Raw genomic sequence first — 20966 nt, forward strand, 5'->3', positions numbered from 1 at the left:
TTCTTACCGGTCAGTGCCTGACCATCCTGAAGCGCTTTCAGGGCTTTGTCGAAATCGAAAGATTGAGTCATTTGTCATTCCTTTTTGAGATATATTACTGGAATGACACAGAATTTCTAACACTCCCGGGTTTTGCTTTTGTTATGAATGATCATATTTCCTATTTTTCTTTTAGTTACCATATATTCAAAGTGTTGATTAACCTTAAACATAATATTTCTCTTTCGATGAAGATTAAACAGGTTTAATCTTCGTATAATAATACCTTATCCATAACGCAATAAATACCAGAATAATAGAAAAAACTGATAACGACAACACAAAAATAATTCTGTCTTTATAACCCTGTTTTTCATAACGAACAAAGGATATCGCATACATCGTATTGTTGAAGCATGAAAGCTACCGACTTCAATTTCAGATTTAGAACCTTTAATCACAGTCGGTAACTTGTTTGTTTTAAATTGAAGTGTCAGATTGAGTTTGAGCTAAGACATGATGTTTTTTTAATATCTCTTGAACTCTATCTTTAGGAATAGAAAACGAAGTATTGCCATTTCTCCCAACCATTTTTTTGGCGGCGATCATAGCATTAATTATTGCTTCTTCTGTTGCACTTATTGTGGCCTCATACAAGGGATCTAGTTTGTCATTTGACAGTATTTTTATTGTTCTTATATCCTTTCTAGAGAATGCATCACTATTTGCGGTTGAAAATGCAATAAATATCTCACCGCTCGTATTTCTGGCTACCCCACCTACCTTTGCCAGTCCAAGAGAGACTCGTTTAGCTATTTTTTCTAATTGGTGAGGAGCTAATGGTGCATCTGTGGCTACCACCGCGATTATAGAACCGGCATCCTTTATTTCTTTCTTGTTTCCATGATATATCGGCTTGAGATCTTGTATTTCTTTACCAACTGGAATCCCAGAAATAATCAAATCGTCTCTATCACCAAAATTTCCTTGAACAAGAACGCCGACAGTGTATCCGCCATCTTTTTTATCTAGAATTCTTGATGAAGTACCTGTGCCTCCCTTAAACTTAAAAAGGTTCATTCCAGTTCCGCCGCCGACATTACCCTCTTCTATCAGCCCTGATTTAGCACTATTTAACGCATGATATACATGTTCTTTTTTTACATGCATACCGTTTATATCATTTAATATTCCATCCCACGTTTCTGCAACCACAGGTAATAACCAAAATAAATCATCTTTCAGGGGTGATGTTAGGTTGTTATCAAACATCCAGCTAATTGTTGAGTCTCTAACAACACCAACACTATGAGTATTGGTGATTAATATTGGCGTTTCCAGGAAACCACTCTCTTTAACCCATTGATTGCCTGTCATATCTCCATTTCCATTTAAAGAGAATGTACTAGAAAATACCGGGCTAAATTTCTTGCCTTTTGGCAATATAGCTGTTACGCCTGTTCTTATTGGGCCTTTTCCAACCTCTAGCTTTCCATCGCCTTCTATTATGGTTGAATAGCCAACTTCTACACCACTAACATCTGTAATCGCATTATATTTCCCCGTTATTCCAGAGAAAGGAATGCCTAAATCCCTTGCTCTAATCTCATCGGCTAAAGAATTAGAAGCTATCACTGACGATAGAGATAAAATTATAATATTTAATATTTTCATAACTACTCCTTGTTATACCAAATTAACTCGAAGGCTTAAGATTCAGAACATGAAGATCCAATACGAAAGGGATTGGTTTTTGACCAGTCGATATACCCTTTTGCACTATTACGTAATTATATTATTTAAGTTTACAATTTATTGTGATATTCCGCTGATATTTAGCAGGGAGTATAGTCAGAAATCAGTTCTCGGCACATATCACATGGGGTTCGGAATCATTATTATTTCTCGCATTATCTCTAAACGCTCACCTATCAAGTGAGCGTTAAATTTTACGTCAGTTATAAATTTCTATAACGGCACATTGTCACCCTTCTATTCGTCCCTCACTTTAGCCAATGTGATGCAATACTTCCCCAACGGCGTCAAAAAGCCGATCCAAATCGGCTCGTTCAGCATTGAACATAGGCCCGAATTGCAGCGTATCACCGCTAAAGCGTACGTAAAAACCCGCTTTCCAAAGCGCCATACTGGCATCAAAAGGACGTATAGCGGCATCACCGTCACGGGCAGCCAATTCAATTGCTCCCACTAAGCCACAGTTGCGGATGTCGGTCACATTTGGGCAGTTTGTGAGAGAGTGAAGTGCCATTTCGAAATGAGGAGCAAGTTCAGCAGAGCGTTGGATAAGATGTTCTTTATCCAACAGATCTAAAGTTGCTAACCCGGCAGCACAGGCTACGGGATGTGCAGAATAGGTATAACCATGACTAAACTCCACGGAGTGTTCCGGTAGAGGCTGGGACATAAAGGTCTCATAAATTTCACTGCTTGCCACTACGCCTCCCAGAGGAATGGCACCATTGGTAATTTGTTTGGCAAAGTTAAGCAGATCTGGCGTCACACCAAAATATTCAGCACCAGTCCAGCGTCCCATGCGACCAAAACCAGTAATAACTTCATCAAAAATCAACAAAATATTATGTTGATCACAAATTTCACGCAGGCGCTGTAGATACCCTTTGGGCGGAATAATCGCACCGGCGGAACTGGACACAGGCTCGACAATAACTGCCGCAATATTGGAGGCATCATGCAGTTCGATCAACTTGAGCATCTCGTTGGCCAATTCCACGCCGCCGGTTTCCGCCATACCCGGTGTAAACGCCATACCGCTCTGCAATGTATGGGGTAAGTGATCTACATCCATTAACTGTCCGAACATTTTGCGGTTGTTACCAATCCCCCCCAAACTAGTACCCGCAATATTGACACCGTGATAACCACGCGCACGGCCAATCAGTTTAGTTTTCTCGGGTTGGCCTTTTACTCGCCAGTAAGCTCGTGCCATTTTGACCGCGGTATCTACAGATTCAGAACCTGAGCTGGTGAAAAAGATGTGGTTGAGATCACCGGGTGTTAAATTGGCAATTTTTTCTGCCAGTTGAAACGATAAGGGATGACCGAACTGAAAGCCTGGTGAGTAATCGAGGGTGCTCAATTGAGTAGCGACAGCTTGCTGAATTTCTGTCCGGGTATGGCCCGCTCCACAGGTCCAAAGACCGGACAGACTGTCATAAATTTGGCGTCCTTTATCGTCTTTTAGCCATTGCCCTTCGGCAGCACCGATAAGGCGTGGATCGCGTTGGAAATTTCGGTTGGCACTGAATGGCATCCAGTGAGATTGCAGGTTTAACGATTCAGAAAAACGAGTTTCAGACATAGCTAACTTCCTCTCACAAAAGTAAAATTTGAGTTTAGTTCAATACTCCTATTTTCGCCAACGATAAATAACTAAATTACATATAAGTTGATTCAGGGCCATTTACGTTTATTTCTAGTAAAAACGTTGGGTATATTTAAGGTCTTTATCTTTATAGAGAATCAAACTTATTTTCTGCTGTAAAATAGAATGGATTGGAATATTTGAATTTTGCATCATAACTAACGACAGTGTATCTGACATTCCCTTACCTATCTTAGTCTCTTACTTGCCAGTTCATACGCTTCACTCCGTTCGCGCTTACCAACTGCTACCACGGCGATAATCAACACATTATCCATGACCTCATAAACCAAGCGAAAACCAGAAGCGCGTAATTTTATTTTGTAGCAATTCGACATGCCTCGAAGTTTAGCTGATGGAATATGAGGTTCAATACAACACTTTTTCAGCTTTTTAGCAAATCGTTGTTGGACTGATTTATCAAGTCTCTTCCACTCCTTGAGTGCATCCTCCCTGAATTTCACGCTATAGGTCATAGATAATTATCCAAATCTACATCAACCAATGCCTGCCCTCTACGTTCATTTACCAGTCGAATAAGCTCTTGATCGTCCAAAGCATCAAGTATCTGTTCGTAGAGTTCCGCAGGAATACAATAAAACACGGGTTGGTTACGATTTAGGATCGCAACAGGATATCCAGCCCCGGCACTAACGGTCGCCATAGGATTCTTTTTAAGCTCACTAACGCTTGCGCTAATATCTGACAGAATTATGTTAGCCATAGAAACACTCCAAAAGACTTGTTAGTAAGTCTTATAGTAGCTTTCTTTGTTGAGAAAAGAAACGAAAAAGACCACTTAAAAGGTCTTTTCCTACGGTGGTCTTTTTTTATTCTTAATTACTATCAGCGTCTTTTTCCGCTTAGATTTTTCATAATATGAAAATGGCATGAATTACTATTAATTTTAACTGATATGAATTCTAACTAAACAGCCTTTGACTTTATTTCAATATATCTACTCTTAATTCCCCTTCCCTTCATTATTCAGTGAAATCAGATGAATTTCATATTAAATTCTTCCGATGTTACTTAATGCCATTGAGTCAATGCTGAGGTTTGATTATTAGTAACTTGGGGAATATCGCTCCCATATTAAGGTACACACTCTCCCTAATTGAAATTAAAATCAATTAAAACAACGAATTATGAATTGCATGGATTTGCGCATCAAATTAAAACTATTGAACCTAACTTTCCTACCAATTACCCTTCTTCTCACCAAAAAATAATGCAATTACGTTTTTTTGTCTGGATATTTCGCAGTCTCATATAAAGGAGGATTTATGAAATTTCCCCATCTGTTTAATCCACTAAAAATAGGTGCTATTACTACGCCCAATCGTATTTTTATGGCGCCACTCACTCGCTTACGAAATACTGAACCCGGCGATATTCCCACGCCAATGATGGCTGAATATTATCGTCAACGTGCCAGTGCTGGGTTGATCATCACTGAGGCGACGCAGGTTTCATTTCAGGCAAAAGGTTATTCAGGCGCACCGGGGCTGCATACTCCTGAACAGATAAGTGCCTGGAAAAAAATTAATGAAGGAATTCATCAGGCTGGCGGTCTTAGCAACGTGCAACTATGGCATACGGGGCGAATGTCTCACACTTCTCTCCAGCCGGAGCAACTAGCCCCTGTGGCACCTTCTGCGATATCGGCTAACGCGCGGACTTCGGTGCGAGACGCTAAAGGCAATGTGATTCGAATCAACACCTCTAAGCCGCGTGCTCTGGAGAGAGATGAAATTCATCAGATTGTCAATGACTTCCGTCAGGCAGCCATCAATGCACAAGAAGCTAACTTTGACATGATGGAAATCCATGCTGCACATGGTTACCTTATTCATCAGTTCTTGTCTCCTTCTGCTAATCAGCGTGATGATGAATATGGTGGCAGTATTGAAAATCGTGCACGCTTTGCCTTGGAAGTGGTGGATGCTGCTATTGAAAGTTGGAGTTCTGATCGGATTGGCATCCGTATCTATCCATTAGGGCCATATACTGGTCTAAGTCATTATGAAGATGAGGAAAAAGCAGCACTTTACCTGATCCGCGAGTTGGCAAGACGCAATCTGGCTTATCTACATATTTCTGAGCCTGACTGGGCTGGAGGAGAACCTTTCAGCGAAGCATTTCGTCAAACTATTCGCGAGGCTTACCCCGGTGTTATTGTTGCGGCAGGCACCTATACTGCCGAGAAAGCGGAGAGACTGATTGAAAAAGGATTAATTGATGCTGTGGCATTCGGACGAAACTTTATCGCTAATCCTGACTTAGTTGAGCGCCTGAGAATTGATGCGCCCCTGAATGAGCCGCGTCCAGAATTCTTCTATGCTAATGGCCCGGAAGGGTACATCGATTATCCTACCTTAGAGCAGTTAAACGCGTAATCATACTGTGCGCTTTAATGGCGGTGATAAATCACTGCCATTAAAGCGCTTTCACCTGCTACTCCCAAGGCACACCGCCTTCCCAGCTCTCTACCAATAGGTCAATAAATCCTCGAATGCGAGGGGAAAGATGCTTTTTACTTGGATAAATGATTCGGATAGGTTCAGGCTCAACATGATAATTTTCCAATACGGGGACAAGCTTACCGTTACTAAGATCCCGACCAACAACATAGCTAGGTAGATGAATGATACCGAACCCTGCCAGCGCTGATTCGAGCATGGCTTCCGCGCTATCTATGTTTAGGCGTCCCGGCCCGTCGAAAACGTAGGTTTCTTCCGCAGTCTCAAAACGCCAGGTGCGGCGTCTATCCGCACTCTGGAAGAAAATGGTGTCATGCTCATGCAGCGCTTGTGGCGTTTCAGGTACGCCTCGCCGGGCAAAATAGTCCGGTGACGCACAGGTAATCATCCGCTGAGTAGCGATGGTACGTGTAAGGATACGAGAATCATCTTTCGGTTCACCAATGCGGATGGCAATATCGAATCCTTCCTCGATCAAGTCAATATAACGATCAGTAAAGGCAATATCCGCCTGTAGTTCAGGCCAGCGTTTCAGGAAAGTTTCTAGCAAGGAAAGAATATGGCGCTTCCCTAAGGAGATCGGTGCGGTTAATTTCAGCGTCCCGGTCGGGTTTACCCTGCGCATCGCCATCGTGTTATCCACCTCTTCGAGGTCTTCAAGAATCTGACGACAGCGTTCGAACATAATGCGTCCTTCATCTGTCAGGCTAAGCCGCCGCGTTGTTCGGTTCAGTAATCTTACGCCTAAGCGGGTCTCCAGGCGCACAATGCTCTTACCAATAGCGGAACGGGTAAGTCCCATAGAACCCGCCGCTTGCGTATAACTTCCGGCCCGTACCGCGGCAACGAAGGCTGCAATATCACCGATTCGATTTAATTCCATTTATGCTCCTAGGACACTCTGAAGATGGATCGCCTGTTCGTTATATAATTTTATTTTTTGAATATGCGCTACGGCCTAGCTCTTTTACTCTATCTTTTATCAGTGATAGTCATTGATAAGTAAAGTTCAGCGTTTATCGTCAATGATTGCCGCTACTACTTCATTTTGTGCATAGGTGGCCACTGTCTGGCTGTATGGATAAGCGTCAATATCCATATTATTTCTCCGTTGATCTCATACCAGGCGATAATTCTCGTTTGGAAACAGTTCGCGAGTGCCTGGCATTTTCCCCGGCCGGCCAAGCATGGGATGTCGTGCAAGATTGGATGCTGCATCACTAAACTGTTCATCCATTCTGACCGCCGCGTATGGGTTATCGGCTGCGATGTAGTCCCACACGTCAGAGCGATCTTGCTTCGCTTCGGGTGTCCAAATAACTTTCACGCTTGGTCCACCACATTGGCACGCCGTGCGGCAAACTCGGCTTCGACCTCATCATTAGATTGGCCCAAACCAGCACGCATTGAGGCTCGCCCGGCTTCTACCTTGTGACATAGGAATTTATCGTATTCTCGTTCCTCACGTTGGCGTTGAATAAACTCGCGCATAAGTTCGCGTAGCACCTGTGAGGCTGGGCGGTGAGCAGCTTCGGCTTCAGCCATAAATTCGGCACGTAGTTCAGGTTCTAATTTCATCGTAAAAACAGCTTGTTTCGTCATGAGCTGACCCCCTAACATTATTATTCTGTACTAATAAAGTATGTATAATCTCATTACTTTGCGCGATTTTCTAGCATAATTAGAGAGAATTGAAATCAATATTGCTTGTCGGAAAACATCTGTTTTCCGACAAAACAAGCGCCCTTTCTGAACTACATATTAGGATATTAGGGCTGATAACTTTTTTCAGATTGTAATGGTGCCATTGATACAAGTTACAGCACTACCGCCGACAAAAATCTTATCGTCAGAATGGCTGAGCCATACGCTTCCCTGACGGCCAAGTTTTTTGCCTTGTGATGAATGAACGATTTTATCGTCAATCATCGCTACTTTGTAGTAGTGCATGAATGCGGCAACGCTGCCGTTTCCACTACCGCAAACAGGGTCTTCATTGACACCGCATGATGGGGCGAAAGATCGTACTTCAATATCAGCCTCTGCTCCTTCACGGTAGGCACCATACAGACAAACCCCGGTGATGTTCATTTGCGTGTCATGCTCGCACAATTTGGCATAATCAGGTTCCGCTGCCAGCACGGCTTCTGCTCCCGTAGTATGAACGACAATCCAGCGAGCTCCCACGTCAATAAGTGCCGGTGTTAACGCGCGATCTAACGGGCAACCCAGAATGCTTTCGAGGCGATCTATCTGTTCGGCACTAAGCAATGTGATGGCGGGTTCCGGCAGTTCGAAAGTGATTGATTGCTGACTACTTTCCATTTCAGTAATGTTCAATGTAATTAGCCCCACCCCACATTCCTGCACAATACGCCCTTCTCTCGCCTGAATTAAACCGGCTTCAAGCAGAGCATGTGCGGTGCCGATCGTAGGATGACCGGCAAAAGGAAGTTCACTGCCGGGAGTGAAAATCCGTACACGGTAATCTGCTAGAGGGTTTTCTGCGGGAAGAACAAAAGTGGTCTCGGAAAGATTGGTCCAGTTAGCAATGGCCTGCATCTGTATTGGTGTGAGTCCCTTGGCATCCATGACAACGGCAACGGGATTTCCTTTAAAAGGTCGGTGAGTGAATACATCAACCTGCTTAAATGGTACGAGAGACATAAAATTTCCTTTTTATGATGTTGAAGGTGGTTTAGCAATATATCAGGGAAAATATATCAAGACTATCATAACGTTACGCTTATTTTCCCAAAAGTAGCTTCTACCCTATCCTTTAATTTAAACATCCATATTATCTATACCCGTCATCTTTCAAGTTGCTTCTTTGTTGGCTGCACTCACTCACCCCGGTCACATAGTTATCTATGCTCCCGGGGATTCGCTCCCTTGCCGTCGCGATGCATCTTGAAATCCATAGAGTATATATAGTGATTTATAATAAAAAAATAATTTCGGTAGAGTATATGTGATGAAACTCAAATAAAACAATTAAATTAAACCCTTTGTGAAATAACATAATACTAATGTTAAAACAATTGTGTTTAATTGATTGTAATGAATTGATACTTTTATGGGAAATAATAAATCATGATTAGACTTATCTATACAAATGATAAAGAACAATGGAAAGAAGGATTATCGACCATAAAAACAGATGAAAAAGCCAATTTAATTATTACTGATAAACGAGGTCGAAAATTAGATGGCTTTGGTGGTTGTTTCAATGAGCTTGGGATGAAAGCTTTATTAAATTTGGATAAAGAAAATAGAAAAGTAGTGCTAGATAAATTATTTTCACCGGATGGAGAGTGTAAATTAATATTAGCCAGGATGCCTATTGGCGCCAGTGATTATGCGGTTTCTTGGTATAGTTTAAACGATATTGAAGATGATTATAGTATGGCTAATTTCTCCATTAAAAGAGATAAACGTTTACTCATTCCCTATATAAAAGAGGCTTTAGAAAGGCAACCAAATTTAAAAATATCCGCTTCACCGTGGAGCCCTCCGGTATGGCTTAAAACCCATCAAGTTTATAATTTTGGTAGATTAAAGAGTGATGCTCAAAGTCAGGATGCATATGCTTTATATTTTGTAAAATTTGTTGAAGAGTATCAGAAAGAAGGTATTTCAATTGATCAAATTCATATTCAGAATGAGGTTGCTGCGGATCAAAAGTTCCCTTCTTGTGTATGGATCGGTGAGCAATTAAGAGATTTTATAAAAAACCATCTCGGACCGAAATTCGAACAAAATAATGTAAAAACTGAGATTTGGCTAGGTACTATTAATGCCCCTGAGTTCTCTAAAGAAATTGGACAGGATTATGATGATTATGCAAATTGTGTATTGCGTGACATAGACGCCTATAAATATATAAAAGGCGTTGGTTATCAATGGCAAGGAAAAAATGCTATCCAAAGAACGGTACAAAGCTACCCAGAATTAAGATATTATCAAACTGAAAATGAATGTGGTGATGGTCATAATAGTTGGGAATATGCTCATTATGTATTTACACTTTTCAGACATTATTTAACTAATGGTGCTAATGGTTATTTTTACTGGAATATGGTGCTACATTCAGGGGGAGAAAGTAGTTGGGGTTGGAAACAGAATAGTATGATAAGTATTCCAAAAGGAATAAATAAAGTGATATATAATCCAGAGTATTATGTCATGCGCCATTTTTCGGGTTTAATTTTACCTGATGCGCAACATGTTGAGTTAGAAGGTAATATGTCAGGAAATGCCGTTGCTTTCGAGAATAAATCGGGTTCCCTGGTGGTGAATATAAATAACTCTTATAAAGAAAAGCAAAAAATAAATATTAGTTATAATAATGATATTTGGTCTGTTTATTTGGAGAATAACTCAATTAATTCTATTATCTTTAATTAAGAAAATAGATTTTTGATGAAGATAATAATCAGGAGTTATCTATGAATACCTTATGGATTTCAAGATGCATCGCGGCGGCAAGGGAGCGAATCCCCGGGAGCATAGAGAACTATGTGACCGGGGTGAGTGAGTGCAGCCAACAAAGAGGCAACTTGAAGGATGACAGGTAAAGAATAAATTCCCTACCGGTTTTTTATGGGGCGGCGCGGTTGCCGCTAACCAAGTTGAAGGTCATTGGAATCAGGACGGTAAAGGAATGAGCATTGCTGATGTTATGACAAAAGGAGAACACGGCGTTGATCGTGTCATAACCGAAAATTAATAGACTTTTTCATGAATTTTAGCCTGGTGGTTATGGAAAGATATAAAAATAAAGTCAAATACTGGATTACATTTAATGAAATTAATAACCAAATAAATTGGCAATATCCACTATTTGGTTATTGTAATTCAGGTGTGATTTATCAGGATTACGACAATCCAGAACAGGTTATGTATCAGACCATTCATCATCAATTTGTTGCTAGTGCAAAAGTTGTCAAATTAGGCCATGAAATAAATCCTAATTTTAAAATTGGCTGCATGATCCATATGTCGCCATTATATCCAGCGAGCTGTAAGCCGGAAGATGTTTTATATGCACAACAAGTCATGCGCCAGAAATATCTTTTTAGTGATGTTCAACTTCGTGGATATTATCCATCTTATCTTATTAAAGAATGGGAAAGAAAAAAGATAGAACTTCATATTGAAGATGATGATTTAAATTGGTTGAAGGAAGGTTGCGCTGATTACTTAGCGATAAGCTATTATATGAGTAATATCGTCTCTTCATCCACGGAAATGTTAGAAAAAAATAGCCAATCCCTCTCCTTCTTTGAGAAAGGAAAGCTCAACCCCTATTTAAAATCCTCTGAATGGGAATGGCAAATTGATCCTATAGGTATTCGATACAGTTTATCTGAGTTATATGAACGTTATCAAAAACCCATTTTTATCGTTGAAAATGGGCTAGGTTCTGTTGATAAATTACCCCAAGATGGTGTTATCAATGATGATTATCGTATTGAATATTTAGCATCACACCTATCTGAAATTAAAAAATCTATTTTATTCGATGGTGTTGATATCCTCGGTTATACTGCATGGGGATGTATCGATTGTGTCTCTTTTTCAACTGGTGAATATCGTAAACGATATGGATTTATTTATGTCAATGATAATGATAATGATAATGGAAATGGAGATTTTGTACGTTATAAGAAAAAGAGTTTTTATTGGTATAAAAAAGTCATAGCAATGAACGGCGAAGATATCTAATTAAATTAAAAGCTATCCTATTTTTTGAGGATGGCTTATTTAACTATTTTTGGTAATTTTATATTTATCTCGATACTCTTTAGGTGTCATATTATAATTTCGTTTGAACATGGAGTAAAAATAATGTAAAGAAGAGTAGCCGCAAACGGTAACAATTTCACTGATTGAAATAGAGGTGTGGATTAAAAGATTTTTTACTTTACCTAATTTCTCATTATGAATGATAGTATGAATTGTTTGACCAAATTCACTTTTAAAACGGTTTTCAAGATTAGAACGAGACATACCAATAGCATCAATAACTTGTTCAACTCTTATCCCTTTACACGCGTTATGACGAATATAATGCATTGCTTGAATAACTGCGGGATCATTTAATGCTCGAAAATCTGTCGATTGCCTTGCAATAACCTTTAAAGGTGGAATTAATTGGCGATGATATTTTTTAGGAATATAACCTTTAAGAAGCTGATGAAGCAATTTTGCTGCTTGGTAACCCATTTGTTGTGTACCTTGCACAACGGAAGAGAGCTCGGTACGTGAAAGGAAACGGGCTATTTCTTCATTATCTATGCCTATAACACAGATTTTATCGGGAATAGGAATATTTAAATGTTCACATGCGGCTAAAATATGTCTAGCTCTGGCATCCGTTACTGCGATAACGCCTGTATTTGGCGGTAAAGTTTGAATCCAATTTTTTAATCTATTTTGTGCGTAAAACCAATTTTCTGGAGTCGTCTCCATTCCTTGATACACCACACCTTGATATTTTTCTTTTTCAACTAATTGTCGGAAAGCGTATTCACGTTCTATTGCCCACCGTTTACCACTTGTCTGAGGTAAACCATAAAATGCAAAACGTTTAATACCTTTATCTTTTAAATGATTAAATGCACTTTCTATTAAAGCGAAGTTATTTGTCGCAATATAATGAGCCGCAGGATAGTGATTTTCTTGGTGATAAGAGCCACCGACACCAATAACAGGAATGTCTAACTGACTGAAAATACGCTGGATTTCTATATCATCGAAATCAGCAATAATTCCATCACTCTGCAAAGTTTTCAAACTATTTAATTTCGTGGTGAAATCTTCTTCAATGAAGATATCCCAATTACATTGGCATGCATGTAAATATTCACCTATCCCTTCTATCACCTGACGATCATAAGCTTTATTGGCATTGAATAATAGTGTTATATGGTATCGTCTGTTCATCATTGATGTCCTTATTGATATATACAATATTAATCATAATTATTTTTCTATTTTCAGGATTGAATTAATGCCAAATTATGAGATAAATCACACAATTAACAATAATCTTAATGAAGAAATAAAATAACATAATTGAAAATAGAGACATTGATGAATAAAATTTTATACACACACGTATGTCTATACCCTATGGATTTCAAGATGGATCGCGACGGCAAGGGAGCGAATCCCCGGGAGCATAGATAACTATGTGACCGGGGTGAGTGAGCGCAGCCAACAAAGAGGCAACTTGAAAGATGACGGGTATATACCCTATAGATTTCAAGATGCATCGCGGCGGCAAGGGAGTGAATCCCCGGGAGCATAGCAAACTATGTGACCGGGGTGAGCGAGTGCAGCCAACAAAGAGGCAACTTGAAAGATAACGGGTATATTAGATAGAGGTTGATATGCATCGATACTTTGAGAGAGTAAATAGAATTAGTTACGAAGGTAGACAAAGTAATAATCCATTAGCTTTCCGTCACTACAATCCCGAAGAGATTATTCTAGGCAAAAAGATGAAAGATCATCTGCGTTTTGCCGTCTGCTATTGGCACAATTTTTGTTGGAATGGTACTGATATGTTTGGTGCTGGGGCATTTGAGCGTTTTTGGCAAAAAGGCAATGATGCTTTAGAACTGGCTAAGCTTAAAGCTGATGTTGCTTTTGAGTTTTTCTACAAATTAAATATTCCTTTTTATTGTTTCCATGATATTGATGTTGCTCCCGAGGGTTGTTCCTTAAAAGAATATAGTTATAATTTGGGTGTCATGTCCGATGTTCTTGCAGATAAACAAGCAGAAACTGGCATTAAATTGTTATGGGGAACGGCAAACTGTTTTACACATCCTCGTTATGCTGCCGGTGCGTCAACTAATCCAGATCTCAATATTTTCGCTTATGCATCAGCACAAGTCTGTCAAGTTATGCAAATGACTAAAAAACTGGGTGGTGAAAATTATGTACTGTGGGGCGGACGTGAAGGTTATGAAAGTTTGCTCAATACAGATTTACGTCAAGAAAGAGAACAGATCGGCCGTTTTATGCAAATGGTTGTGGATTACAAATACAAAATTGGTTTTCAGGGAACATTATTAATTGAACCTAAACCTCAAGAGCCGACTAAACACCAATATGATTATGATGTGGCTACCGTTTATGGTTTTCTAAAACAGTTTGGCTTAGAAAATGAAATTAAGGTGAATATTGAAGCTAACCACGCCACATTAGCTGGACACTCCTTTCAGCATGAAGTCGCCACAGCGATTGCATTGGGAATATTTGGTTCTATTGATGCCAATCGCGGGGATGCTCAACTTGGCTGGGATACCGATCAATTTCCGAATAGTGTCGAGGAGAATTCTCTGGTAATGTATGAAATCTTAAAAGCCGGTGGTTTTACTACTGGTGGTTTAAATTTCGATGCAAAAGTTCGCCGTCAAAGTATTGATATTGATGATCTGTTTTATGGGCATATCGGTGCCATCGATACTATGGCTTTATCATTAAAGAGTGCGGTGAAAATATTAGTAGACGGTAAATTAGATGAGTATGTCGCTCAACGTTATTCTGGTTGGAATAGTGAACTAGGTAGAAATATTCTTGAAGGAAAAATGACACTTGATGAAGTGGCTCATTATGCAGAAACATTGGTTCAGGAACCTAAACATCGAAGTGGGCAACAAGAATTACTCGAAAATCTTATTAATCGCTATATTTATGATTAAATTAATTATTGGTTAACTCTCTAGACCACTTTTTGTAAATCTTTACATTTTTTGATTTGTCAGAAAATTAATATTTTATCTCTGTGCAAATAACAATCTGTTTTATTGTTGATGTGTGAATACATATTTCTCAACAATTAAATAGGTATTATAAGATGGCTGAAATAAAATTAAAGAATGGTAAAATTATTGCTCTTGATGAAGCAGAGAAAGTAAATTCTCGTGAGGCGAAGGGCGGATATTTGTATATGTTTAATAATATAGTTTATAAACCAATGAATCTAGGCAGTTCTGTTGAACATTGTTTTAGAAATGCTGATATTAATTATGGATTGCCAAACGTATACTTAGATGTTTTTAATGCTATATTTTCATTTCAAGCTGCCAATGGTATGACTCGTAGCGAGGAAGCTACTTTTATTAAGATGAAACGAATTGATACGAGTAATAGTAATAATCATTTCTTTCAAATTTCTCATGGTGGGGAGGCGAATCTTAGGAACTTTATTAATATAGAGAGTGATAAAGAAAGGTTAAAAAGAATTTTACGAGCTTTATGTGCAGCCCGGGAATCAAAATTAAGAGACCCTCAAGGTTTTTATTTGTCAAGAGGCTCAGATCCGATATTGTTCTGTGATATTCATTGTGGTTCAACACCTCCCCCAGAAATTGAAGGATTGATTGAACATACCAAACGTAGGATGGAAGATCTTTTTGGTAATTAGGCTCACCTTCATCGTCCAGAATTTTCACATCACTTTACATATGTATGTATATACATATAATTAACATCATCTTATAATGATAAGCGTAATACAGTAACAAATGTTACTTGTTGAGTTATATAACGATTTGTTTTTACTCTCTTATTGAATTTAACTTAGATGAGAATAACATGATGACAGTATCCTACAAGCCCAACCTTCAACTTGTTTACGTATCTGATATTGAACGCTCGACAGCTTTTTACAAGACACTTTTTAATTCTGAACCGGTGTTTTCGAGTCCTCGTTATGTGGCATTTGCCGCCGATGGTGAAGCACTATTCGCTATTTGGTCAGGCGGAACAACGCCAGATGCCTCTACTCCACGGTTTTCTGAGATCGGTATTATGTTGCCATCTGGCGAAGATGTAGATCGTTTATTTGAGGAATGGCGAAAGAAACCCGATATTAAGATTGTGAAGGAACCTCACACTGAGGTCTTTGGTCGTACTTTCCTGGTTGAAGATCCCGATGGTCATATTATTCGAGTATGTCCTTTGGATTAGGGAGGTCGCTATCATGATTTCTTAAAATAACGACTAGAGGACTTCGTTTGTGAAGTCCTCTGAAAGGTAGTCACTTAATAGTGGTAGCGGCACTGTACAATAATGATTGCATCATCTGTTACCTTGTAAACTAAACGATGCTCTCGATTAATACGTCTAGACCAATAACCCGACCAATTATGTTTTAAAGGTTCTGGATCCCCTAACCCATTGAAGGGTTGCCTTTTAATGTCTTTGATGAGTGTATTAACACGCTTTAGGGCTTTTTTATCGGTTTGTTGCCAATAAAGATAGTCCTCCCATGCCATTTCTGCCCAAGATAAAATCATTCTTCCAATAGCCCTTTTTCAATCATTCTTCCTGCTTCCACTTCGGCAATTGCCTGACTTAAACGTGCGGCATTTTTCGGGCTAGCCATTAAATAGGCTGTTTCTTCGTAGGCTTGAAAATCTTCCAAACTTAGGACGACTGCTGGTTTTCCATTCTGACGAGTAATTAAAATTGGCTTGTGATCGTCGTTCACTTTATCTAAAGTGCTGGCCAAGTGAGTCCTAAATGCTGAATAGCTTATTGTGTCCATCGTTAATCCTCCTCGCTTCATTGTACCTATTATTGTACCTGTACAAATATAAGTACGCAAGTGTTACGAAATCAATTCGATGCGATGCCTTTTTCAATTTCTGCGATGATATATACCTTATGGATTTCAAGATGCATCGCGGCGGCAAGGGAGCGAATCCCCGGGAGCATAGATAACGATGTGACCGGGGTGAGTGAGTGCAGACAACAAAGAGGCAACTTGAAGGATGACAGGTATAAATTGCACTCACCTTTTCAAGGTTTCTTTTGGATAGTTTCACCTAGTCTCTAACCCTGCAACTCTCCCAATTTCTGTTCAATCTGCTGTTGAAAATATTCTGCACGGGTTAATAAAACGGTTATTGTTTTCACATCACAATGTCCACTTTTTTCAATACGCAGACAGACACGTATTCCTTGCTGATATTGCATCAACGCAAAAGCGCCTTTCATACGATGGGCGTGATGTACAACTTTTTCATGACATTGCTGGTTTTCCTGTTGTTGCAATTCTGCAATATCTTCCGACATTCCTTGCTGTATTGCGCTGAGTAATTGGCGTTCTACAGCCATATCTTGTTGAGCCAACGCTTGAATCTCATCGAATGTTAACGTTGATTTGTCATTGACTTGCCGGTAATAACGGGTAATTTCCGCCAGCAATTTGCTTTGCACCAATGGCTTAATTAATACACCATTCATTCCCGCTTCCAAACAACGAGCCTGTTCGGTAGAAAATGCGTTCGCAGTGCATCCCAGAATAATAAATGGCGGTAATTGCCGTAATCGCTCATGTTTTCTCAGCAACTGAGCCAGTTCGTAACCGTTCATCACCGGCATCTGGCAATCTGTCAGCACGATATCGAAATAGCCCTCTTCCACCAGATTCATGGCCTGTTCACCGCTTTCAGCGAGCGCGATACGATGGCCCGATGACGCTAACTGTAATGACAACACCTGTAAATTGGCAGGTAAATCATCAACCACTAAGATATTCAAAGATTCATGAAGTTCCGTCTCAATGTTTTCGGTTTTTTCGCTTATCGCCTCTTTTTCAATAACACGGCGCGTAAGCGGTAACACTACGGTAACCTGTGCGCCACCACTGGGCGCACCCGTGATTTTCAAGTTGCCACCCATTAATTCAACTAACTGTACAGAGATAGGTAATCCCAACCCCGTACCAGTTTTACCACCATTATTTTGTGTCACCTGTACATAGGGCAGCAAAACCGCTTCATACATGGTTTCCGGGATGCCACAACCGGTATCGGCAACCACCAGCGTAATTTCATCTTGGTGACTCTCTGGAATAAGCTGGTAGCTGGCGCTGATCTGTACACCACCCTGTTCGGTAAATTTAATAGCATTGCCCAACAGGTTGTTGATGACTTGAGTTACGCGTGTTGCGTCAAGGAGATGATAATATTCAGACGGCAAATCAAATTGATAGGTGAAGAATAACTCTTTTTCCTTTGCCCGATGGCTAAAAGTTGCCACGCAATTTTCCAGAATTACCTGCAATGATTCCGGCTTGAGATTCAGCACCATCCGCCCAGATTCTATCTTGGAGAAATCCAGCACATCACCGATGATTCCTTGCAAGGATATGGCAGCCTGCCAAGCGATATGTAATGGCGTGGATGGCTGAGTTTGCTTTTTTACCTCCAGATCAAGAATACCGATAATGGCTTGTAGCGGAGTGCGGATCTCATGGCTCATGTGGGCCAGAAAATCTGATTTCTCCAGGCTGGCGAGTTCCGCCTTATCACGTTCCTGGCGTAGTTCTTGCGCCAACAATTTACGTTCGGTCACATCAAACCAGCCACCAATGATTCCCTGAACAACGCCTTCGGTATTGCTATAACTTTCGAGCCACAAATAAACGTCTTTATCCTGTCCTTGAATAACAATGTTGCGATCAGAAAAATGGACAGGAGCACCTTCCAAACAGCGTAGAAAAATTAGACTGATCTCTTGCTCATCGACCGGTTTTAAAAAGCATAGGGAAAAAAGACTACGGCCAATCACCTCAGATCCAACAGAGCCCATTTCATGCTGGAAATAGAGGTTAGCCGCCGTGATACACATGGTGGGATCGCAGACAAACATGGGCGTAGGCATGTTATTAAAGAGTGTTTCCCAGTACGCCAACAAATTCTGTAAGTTGCTTTCCGCGGTTTTACGTCGTTTGATCTGATGAGCAAGATAACTGCCCCAAAAAATTGAACTTAGCGCAATCACAAATAACGCCCCTCCCCACAACTTTACCCAAGGCGAAATGTTATTATTGTCATAGGAAGCGACATTCCCCATCGATAACCACTTCAACCGTAATACCCGCAGTTCATTTGGTGGCAGTGCATCAATGCTTTTATTTAATATGTCCACCAGTTGAGGATAGGCCGGTATGATGGCGTATTGTTCCGGTTGCAATGAGCCCTTAAAGGACTGAATAGAAATATTGGCGCCATAACGGCTTGCTTGTAGATAATCCGCACTGATCAGGCTATCAAAAGTGGCATCTGCCGCCCCGGCCAGCACCATATCGATACCTTGTGTCACGCTGTCAACTTCCACGACGAAAATCTCTGGATACTGCTTCAATAGCGACGAAAGTGCATGACCACGCTGAATCGCCACCCGATGGTGTTTAAGTTGTTCAAACTCATTGGGGGTATTGCGCTCATTGCGGGTGATCATCACCCATTCCACGGTACCATAGGGATGGCTGAAAGAGAGCCAACGGCTACGCTCGGGTGTGTTGATCATAGAGGTCATTTGCGCTTCGCCATTTTCTAACAACTTTTTAATGCCGATTGCGCCATCTGTTGGCATAAAATTAAAGGTGATGCCACTTTTTTCTCCCAGTAGACGCAAAATGTCCACATCCAGCCCAGTGATTTGACCGTTTTTATCCAGAAAGGAATAAGGTGGCGCAGTACGAGTCAGTGCCACGTTGACGACAGGATTTTTTTTAATCCAAGCTTTTTCCTGAGCTGAAAAGATTGTAGCGTCATTATTACTGCCCAATGCCAGCCCAGAAATCCAACGTTCGTAAACTTTATTTCTGATAGCATGAGGAATGGATGTCAGAATCAGATTTACTGCTTCAACCATGCCATCACCGTTGTGACCGAGAAAGTCATACCGTTCCCCCAACGAGATATCCCGGCGGTAGGTCAACCCGGTAAATGGACGAAAAGCCAGCAAATAGGCAATCTGACTTTGCCCGTCCAGATAGGCATCCATTTCGCCATCCACGACTGCCTGTATCCCCTCCTGCTGATCCTTCGCCACCAAAATGCTATGGTAATGTTTACGTAATTGCTTAATGACATTTGGATCACTGCTTGGTGCCGCCATAATATTCATTTTGGCAAATGGCATATTCACTTGTTCTTTGCGCATAATTAGGGCGAGGGGTTGTACCAGAATCGGGTAAGTGTCATTTGCTTCATTTCCTGATTGTGATGAAGCGGAATTTGATAACAGTTGGATATCTCCATGTTGCAGAGCCTTATAAGCTGATTCCCAGTTGCCAAACAGCCGTACCTCCACCGGTCTTTTCAGCACAGTTTCGATCAAGCGCAGATAATCAGCATAAATCCCTTCCAACTTGCCGTCCCAACGATGGATCACCAATGGCGCGCCGATACAGCAGAGAATACCAACTTTTAATGCCGGAAAACTCGGGGGAAGCACCCCCCCATATTCTTTAACGGGAAAAGGCAGAAATTCTTGTGATTCTTGCGTGATGTTTGAATAAAACTCCACCGGTAGCCCATTTGCAGGTAGCTTTTGCGCATTGCGGTATTCAAACAGGTTGAGGCTCCAGCCAGATAGCGGTAACAGCAATACCAATATGGCAAACCATCGCCATGCTTTGCTCCGGCACTTCATGGCTTACAGCCCCAATCCAATCTGATGCAAATAATTATAAAGCGCGGCTTCGCTATCTAACCCGAGCTTTTTCATTGCGCTAATTTTTTGGGCGCTGATCGTCTGCTTAGTACGGTATAAACGCGCGGCAATATCATTCACACTCAACCCTTGTCCCAACAGTTTAATCACTTCCAACTCTTTGCTGGTTAGCGTTTTTACAACTTCTTCGTCCGGTGATTCGAGAAATTGCTCACTTAGATAGGGTTCATAACGTCCGGTTGTACTGTACAACCCTTTTACCAGTTCATGGGATAAGCTGTTTTTGTTCAAAATCGCTTTCACTTTGTAGTCAATCAATGAAGCTATTATTTTTCGGTCGCTGATCATTGTAATCACCACAATCGGCAAATACGGATATTGTTCCCGGATTCGGCTAATCATCCTCAGACCGTCGATCTGGTTATTACCCGGCATAATGAAATCTGTAATCAGCATATCCGCTTCTTTTTCCTCCAGCAGAGAGAAAAGTGAAGTAACATCATGGGCTTCCCCCACAATCTGGTAATTCTCCGGCAATGTTGCCAGTATCGTACGTAGTCCTAATAAAAATACCGGATGATCGTCGGCAATAATGACTCGTCTGGGCATAG

At 40.6% G+C, this 20966-nt stretch carries 20 protein-coding genes and 1 pseudogene; 8 read left to right on the forward strand and 13 right to left on the reverse strand.

The window, feature by feature from the left end; translation table 11 throughout:
* Positions 1 to 459: 459 nt before the first annotated feature.
* The 4 genes from CKY02_RS00015 to CKY02_RS00030 all read right to left on the reverse strand — a co-directional run bounded on the left by CKY02_RS00015 (position 460) and on the right by CKY02_RS00030 (position 4106).
* Positions 460 to 1653: a DmpA family aminopeptidase gene (locus CKY02_RS00015; RefSeq protein ID WP_112893741.1), complete on the reverse strand. Its 1194-nt coding sequence runs from the start codon at positions 1651 to 1653 to the stop codon at positions 460 to 462.
* Positions 1654 to 1987: 334 nt separating this feature from the next.
* On the reverse strand, positions 1988 to 3319 hold the full coding sequence (aptA, locus tag CKY02_RS00020; protein WP_112893742.1) for an omega-aminotransferase AptA: 1332 nt from the start codon (positions 3317 to 3319) through the stop codon (positions 1988 to 1990).
* A 251-nt stretch (positions 3320 to 3570) separates the two neighbouring features.
* The gene (locus CKY02_RS00025; RefSeq protein WP_112893743.1) at positions 3571 to 3858 is read right to left on the reverse strand and encodes a type II toxin-antitoxin system RelE family toxin; all 288 of its coding nucleotides are present in this window, start codon (positions 3856 to 3858) and stop codon (positions 3571 to 3573) included.
* Positions 3855 to 4106 (reverse strand): type II toxin-antitoxin system Phd/YefM family antitoxin, encoded by a 252-nt coding sequence (locus tag CKY02_RS00030; RefSeq protein WP_112893744.1) that lies wholly within the window; start codon positions 4104 to 4106, stop codon positions 3855 to 3857. The genes CKY02_RS00025 and CKY02_RS00030 overlap by 4 nt, the downstream gene beginning before the upstream one ends.
* 562 nt (positions 4107 to 4668) lie before the next feature.
* On the opposite strand from CKY02_RS00030, the gene nemA reads away from it, so the two are divergent.
* Positions 4669 to 5781, forward strand: a complete 1113-nt coding sequence (gene nemA / locus CKY02_RS00035) for an alkene reductase (protein ID WP_112893745.1) — start codon at positions 4669 to 4671, stop codon at positions 5779 to 5781.
* Between the two features lie 58 nt (positions 5782 to 5839).
* On the opposite strand, the gene CKY02_RS00040 is transcribed toward nemA, so the two are convergent.
* From CKY02_RS00040 to CKY02_RS00055, 4 genes are all read right to left on the reverse strand, one after another.
* A complete protein-coding gene (locus CKY02_RS00040; RefSeq protein ID WP_112893746.1) occupies positions 5840 to 6748 on the reverse strand; it encodes a LysR family transcriptional regulator in 909 nt (302 codons plus the stop codon).
* 234 nt (positions 6749 to 6982) lie between these two features.
* Positions 6983 to 7147: a type II toxin-antitoxin system RelE/ParE family toxin gene (locus CKY02_RS26580; protein ID WP_240001963.1), complete on the reverse strand. Its 165-nt coding sequence runs from the start codon at positions 7145 to 7147 to the stop codon at positions 6983 to 6985.
* Between the two features lie 41 nt (positions 7148 to 7188).
* Positions 7189 to 7485 (reverse strand): antitoxin of toxin-antitoxin stability system, encoded by a 297-nt coding sequence (locus CKY02_RS00050; protein ID WP_240001964.1) that lies wholly within the window; start codon positions 7483 to 7485, stop codon positions 7189 to 7191.
* Positions 7486 to 7653: 168 nt separating this feature from the next.
* A complete protein-coding gene (locus CKY02_RS00055; RefSeq protein WP_112893748.1) occupies positions 7654 to 8532 on the reverse strand; it encodes a PhzF family phenazine biosynthesis protein in 879 nt (292 codons plus the stop codon).
* 426 nt (positions 8533 to 8958) lie between these two features.
* On the opposite strand from CKY02_RS00055, the gene CKY02_RS00060 reads away from it, so the two are divergent.
* The 3 genes and pseudogenes from CKY02_RS00060 to CKY02_RS00065 all read left to right on the forward strand — a co-directional run.
* The gene (locus CKY02_RS00060) at positions 8959 to 10272 is read left to right on the forward strand and encodes a glycoside hydrolase family 30 protein (RefSeq protein ID WP_112893749.1); all 1314 of its coding nucleotides are present in this window, start codon (positions 8959 to 8961) and stop codon (positions 10270 to 10272) included.
* 41 nt (positions 10273 to 10313) lie between these two features.
* Entirely contained in the window at positions 10314 to 10442 is a 129-nt protein-coding gene (locus tag CKY02_RS26095) for a hypothetical protein (protein WP_275658190.1), read from the forward strand.
* A pseudogene (locus CKY02_RS00065) lies at positions 10442 to 11592 on the forward strand (family 1 glycosylhydrolase); the annotation flags it as partial. The gene CKY02_RS26095 and the pseudogene CKY02_RS00065, both read left to right, overlap by 1 nt.
* A 39-nt stretch (positions 11593 to 11631) precedes the next feature.
* Here the strand turns inward: CKY02_RS00065 and CKY02_RS00070 are convergent.
* Complete coding sequence (locus CKY02_RS00070; protein WP_112893750.1) at positions 11632 to 12816, reverse strand: XylR family transcriptional regulator; 1185 nt, start codon at positions 12814 to 12816, stop codon at positions 11632 to 11634.
* A gap of 446 nt (positions 12817 to 13262) precedes the next feature.
* Here CKY02_RS00070 and xylA point away from each other — a divergent pair, with 446 nt between their 5' ends.
* The 3 genes from xylA (at position 13263) to CKY02_RS00085 (ending at position 15852) form a co-directional block, all read left to right on the forward strand.
* Complete coding sequence (xylA, locus tag CKY02_RS00075) at positions 13263 to 14582, forward strand: xylose isomerase (RefSeq protein WP_112893751.1); 1320 nt, start codon at positions 13263 to 13265, stop codon at positions 14580 to 14582.
* A gap of 155 nt (positions 14583 to 14737) precedes the next feature.
* Entirely contained in the window at positions 14738 to 15307 is a 570-nt protein-coding gene (locus tag CKY02_RS00080; protein ID WP_112893752.1) for a hypothetical protein, read from the forward strand.
* Between the two features lie 173 nt (positions 15308 to 15480).
* Positions 15481 to 15852 carry a VOC family protein gene (locus CKY02_RS00085; RefSeq protein ID WP_205068461.1) on the forward strand — a complete coding sequence of 124 codons (372 nt, stop codon included), beginning with the start codon at positions 15481 to 15483 and terminating at the stop codon, positions 15850 to 15852.
* A 74-nt stretch (positions 15853 to 15926) separates the two neighbouring features.
* Here the strand turns inward: CKY02_RS00085 and CKY02_RS00090 are convergent, their stop codons facing one another.
* Together CKY02_RS00090 and CKY02_RS00095 are read right to left on the reverse strand one after the other, a co-directional pair.
* Complete coding sequence (locus tag CKY02_RS00090) at positions 15927 to 16181, reverse strand: Txe/YoeB family addiction module toxin (RefSeq protein ID WP_112893754.1); 255 nt, start codon at positions 16179 to 16181, stop codon at positions 15927 to 15929.
* The gene (locus tag CKY02_RS00095; RefSeq protein ID WP_112893755.1) at positions 16178 to 16432 is read right to left on the reverse strand and encodes a type II toxin-antitoxin system Phd/YefM family antitoxin; all 255 of its coding nucleotides are present in this window, start codon (positions 16430 to 16432) and stop codon (positions 16178 to 16180) included. The genes CKY02_RS00090 and CKY02_RS00095 overlap by 4 nt, the downstream gene beginning before the upstream one ends.
* Before the next feature lie 60 nt (positions 16433 to 16492).
* Between CKY02_RS00095 and CKY02_RS24190 the strand changes: the two genes are divergently transcribed.
* A complete protein-coding gene (locus CKY02_RS24190) occupies positions 16493 to 16723 on the forward strand; it encodes a hypothetical protein (protein WP_167405251.1) in 231 nt (76 codons plus the stop codon).
* Here CKY02_RS24190 and CKY02_RS00100 read toward each other — a convergent pair.
* Together CKY02_RS00100 and CKY02_RS00105 are read right to left on the reverse strand one after the other, a co-directional pair.
* Positions 16720 to 20334, reverse strand: a complete 3615-nt coding sequence (locus tag CKY02_RS00100; protein ID WP_112893756.1) for a transporter substrate-binding domain-containing protein — start codon at positions 20332 to 20334, stop codon at positions 16720 to 16722. The genes CKY02_RS24190 and CKY02_RS00100 overlap by 4 nt on opposite strands.
* Before the next feature lie 3 nt (positions 20335 to 20337).
* On the reverse strand, positions 20338 to 20964 hold the full coding sequence (locus CKY02_RS00105; protein ID WP_112893757.1) for a response regulator: 627 nt from the start codon (positions 20962 to 20964) through the stop codon (positions 20338 to 20340).
* Positions 20965 to 20966: the final 2 nt, after the last annotated feature.

Origin of the sequence: Photorhabdus bodei (assembly GCF_003287735.1) — a bacterium.
Classification (GTDB): domain Bacteria; phylum Pseudomonadota; class Gammaproteobacteria; order Enterobacterales; family Enterobacteriaceae; genus Photorhabdus; species Photorhabdus kayaii.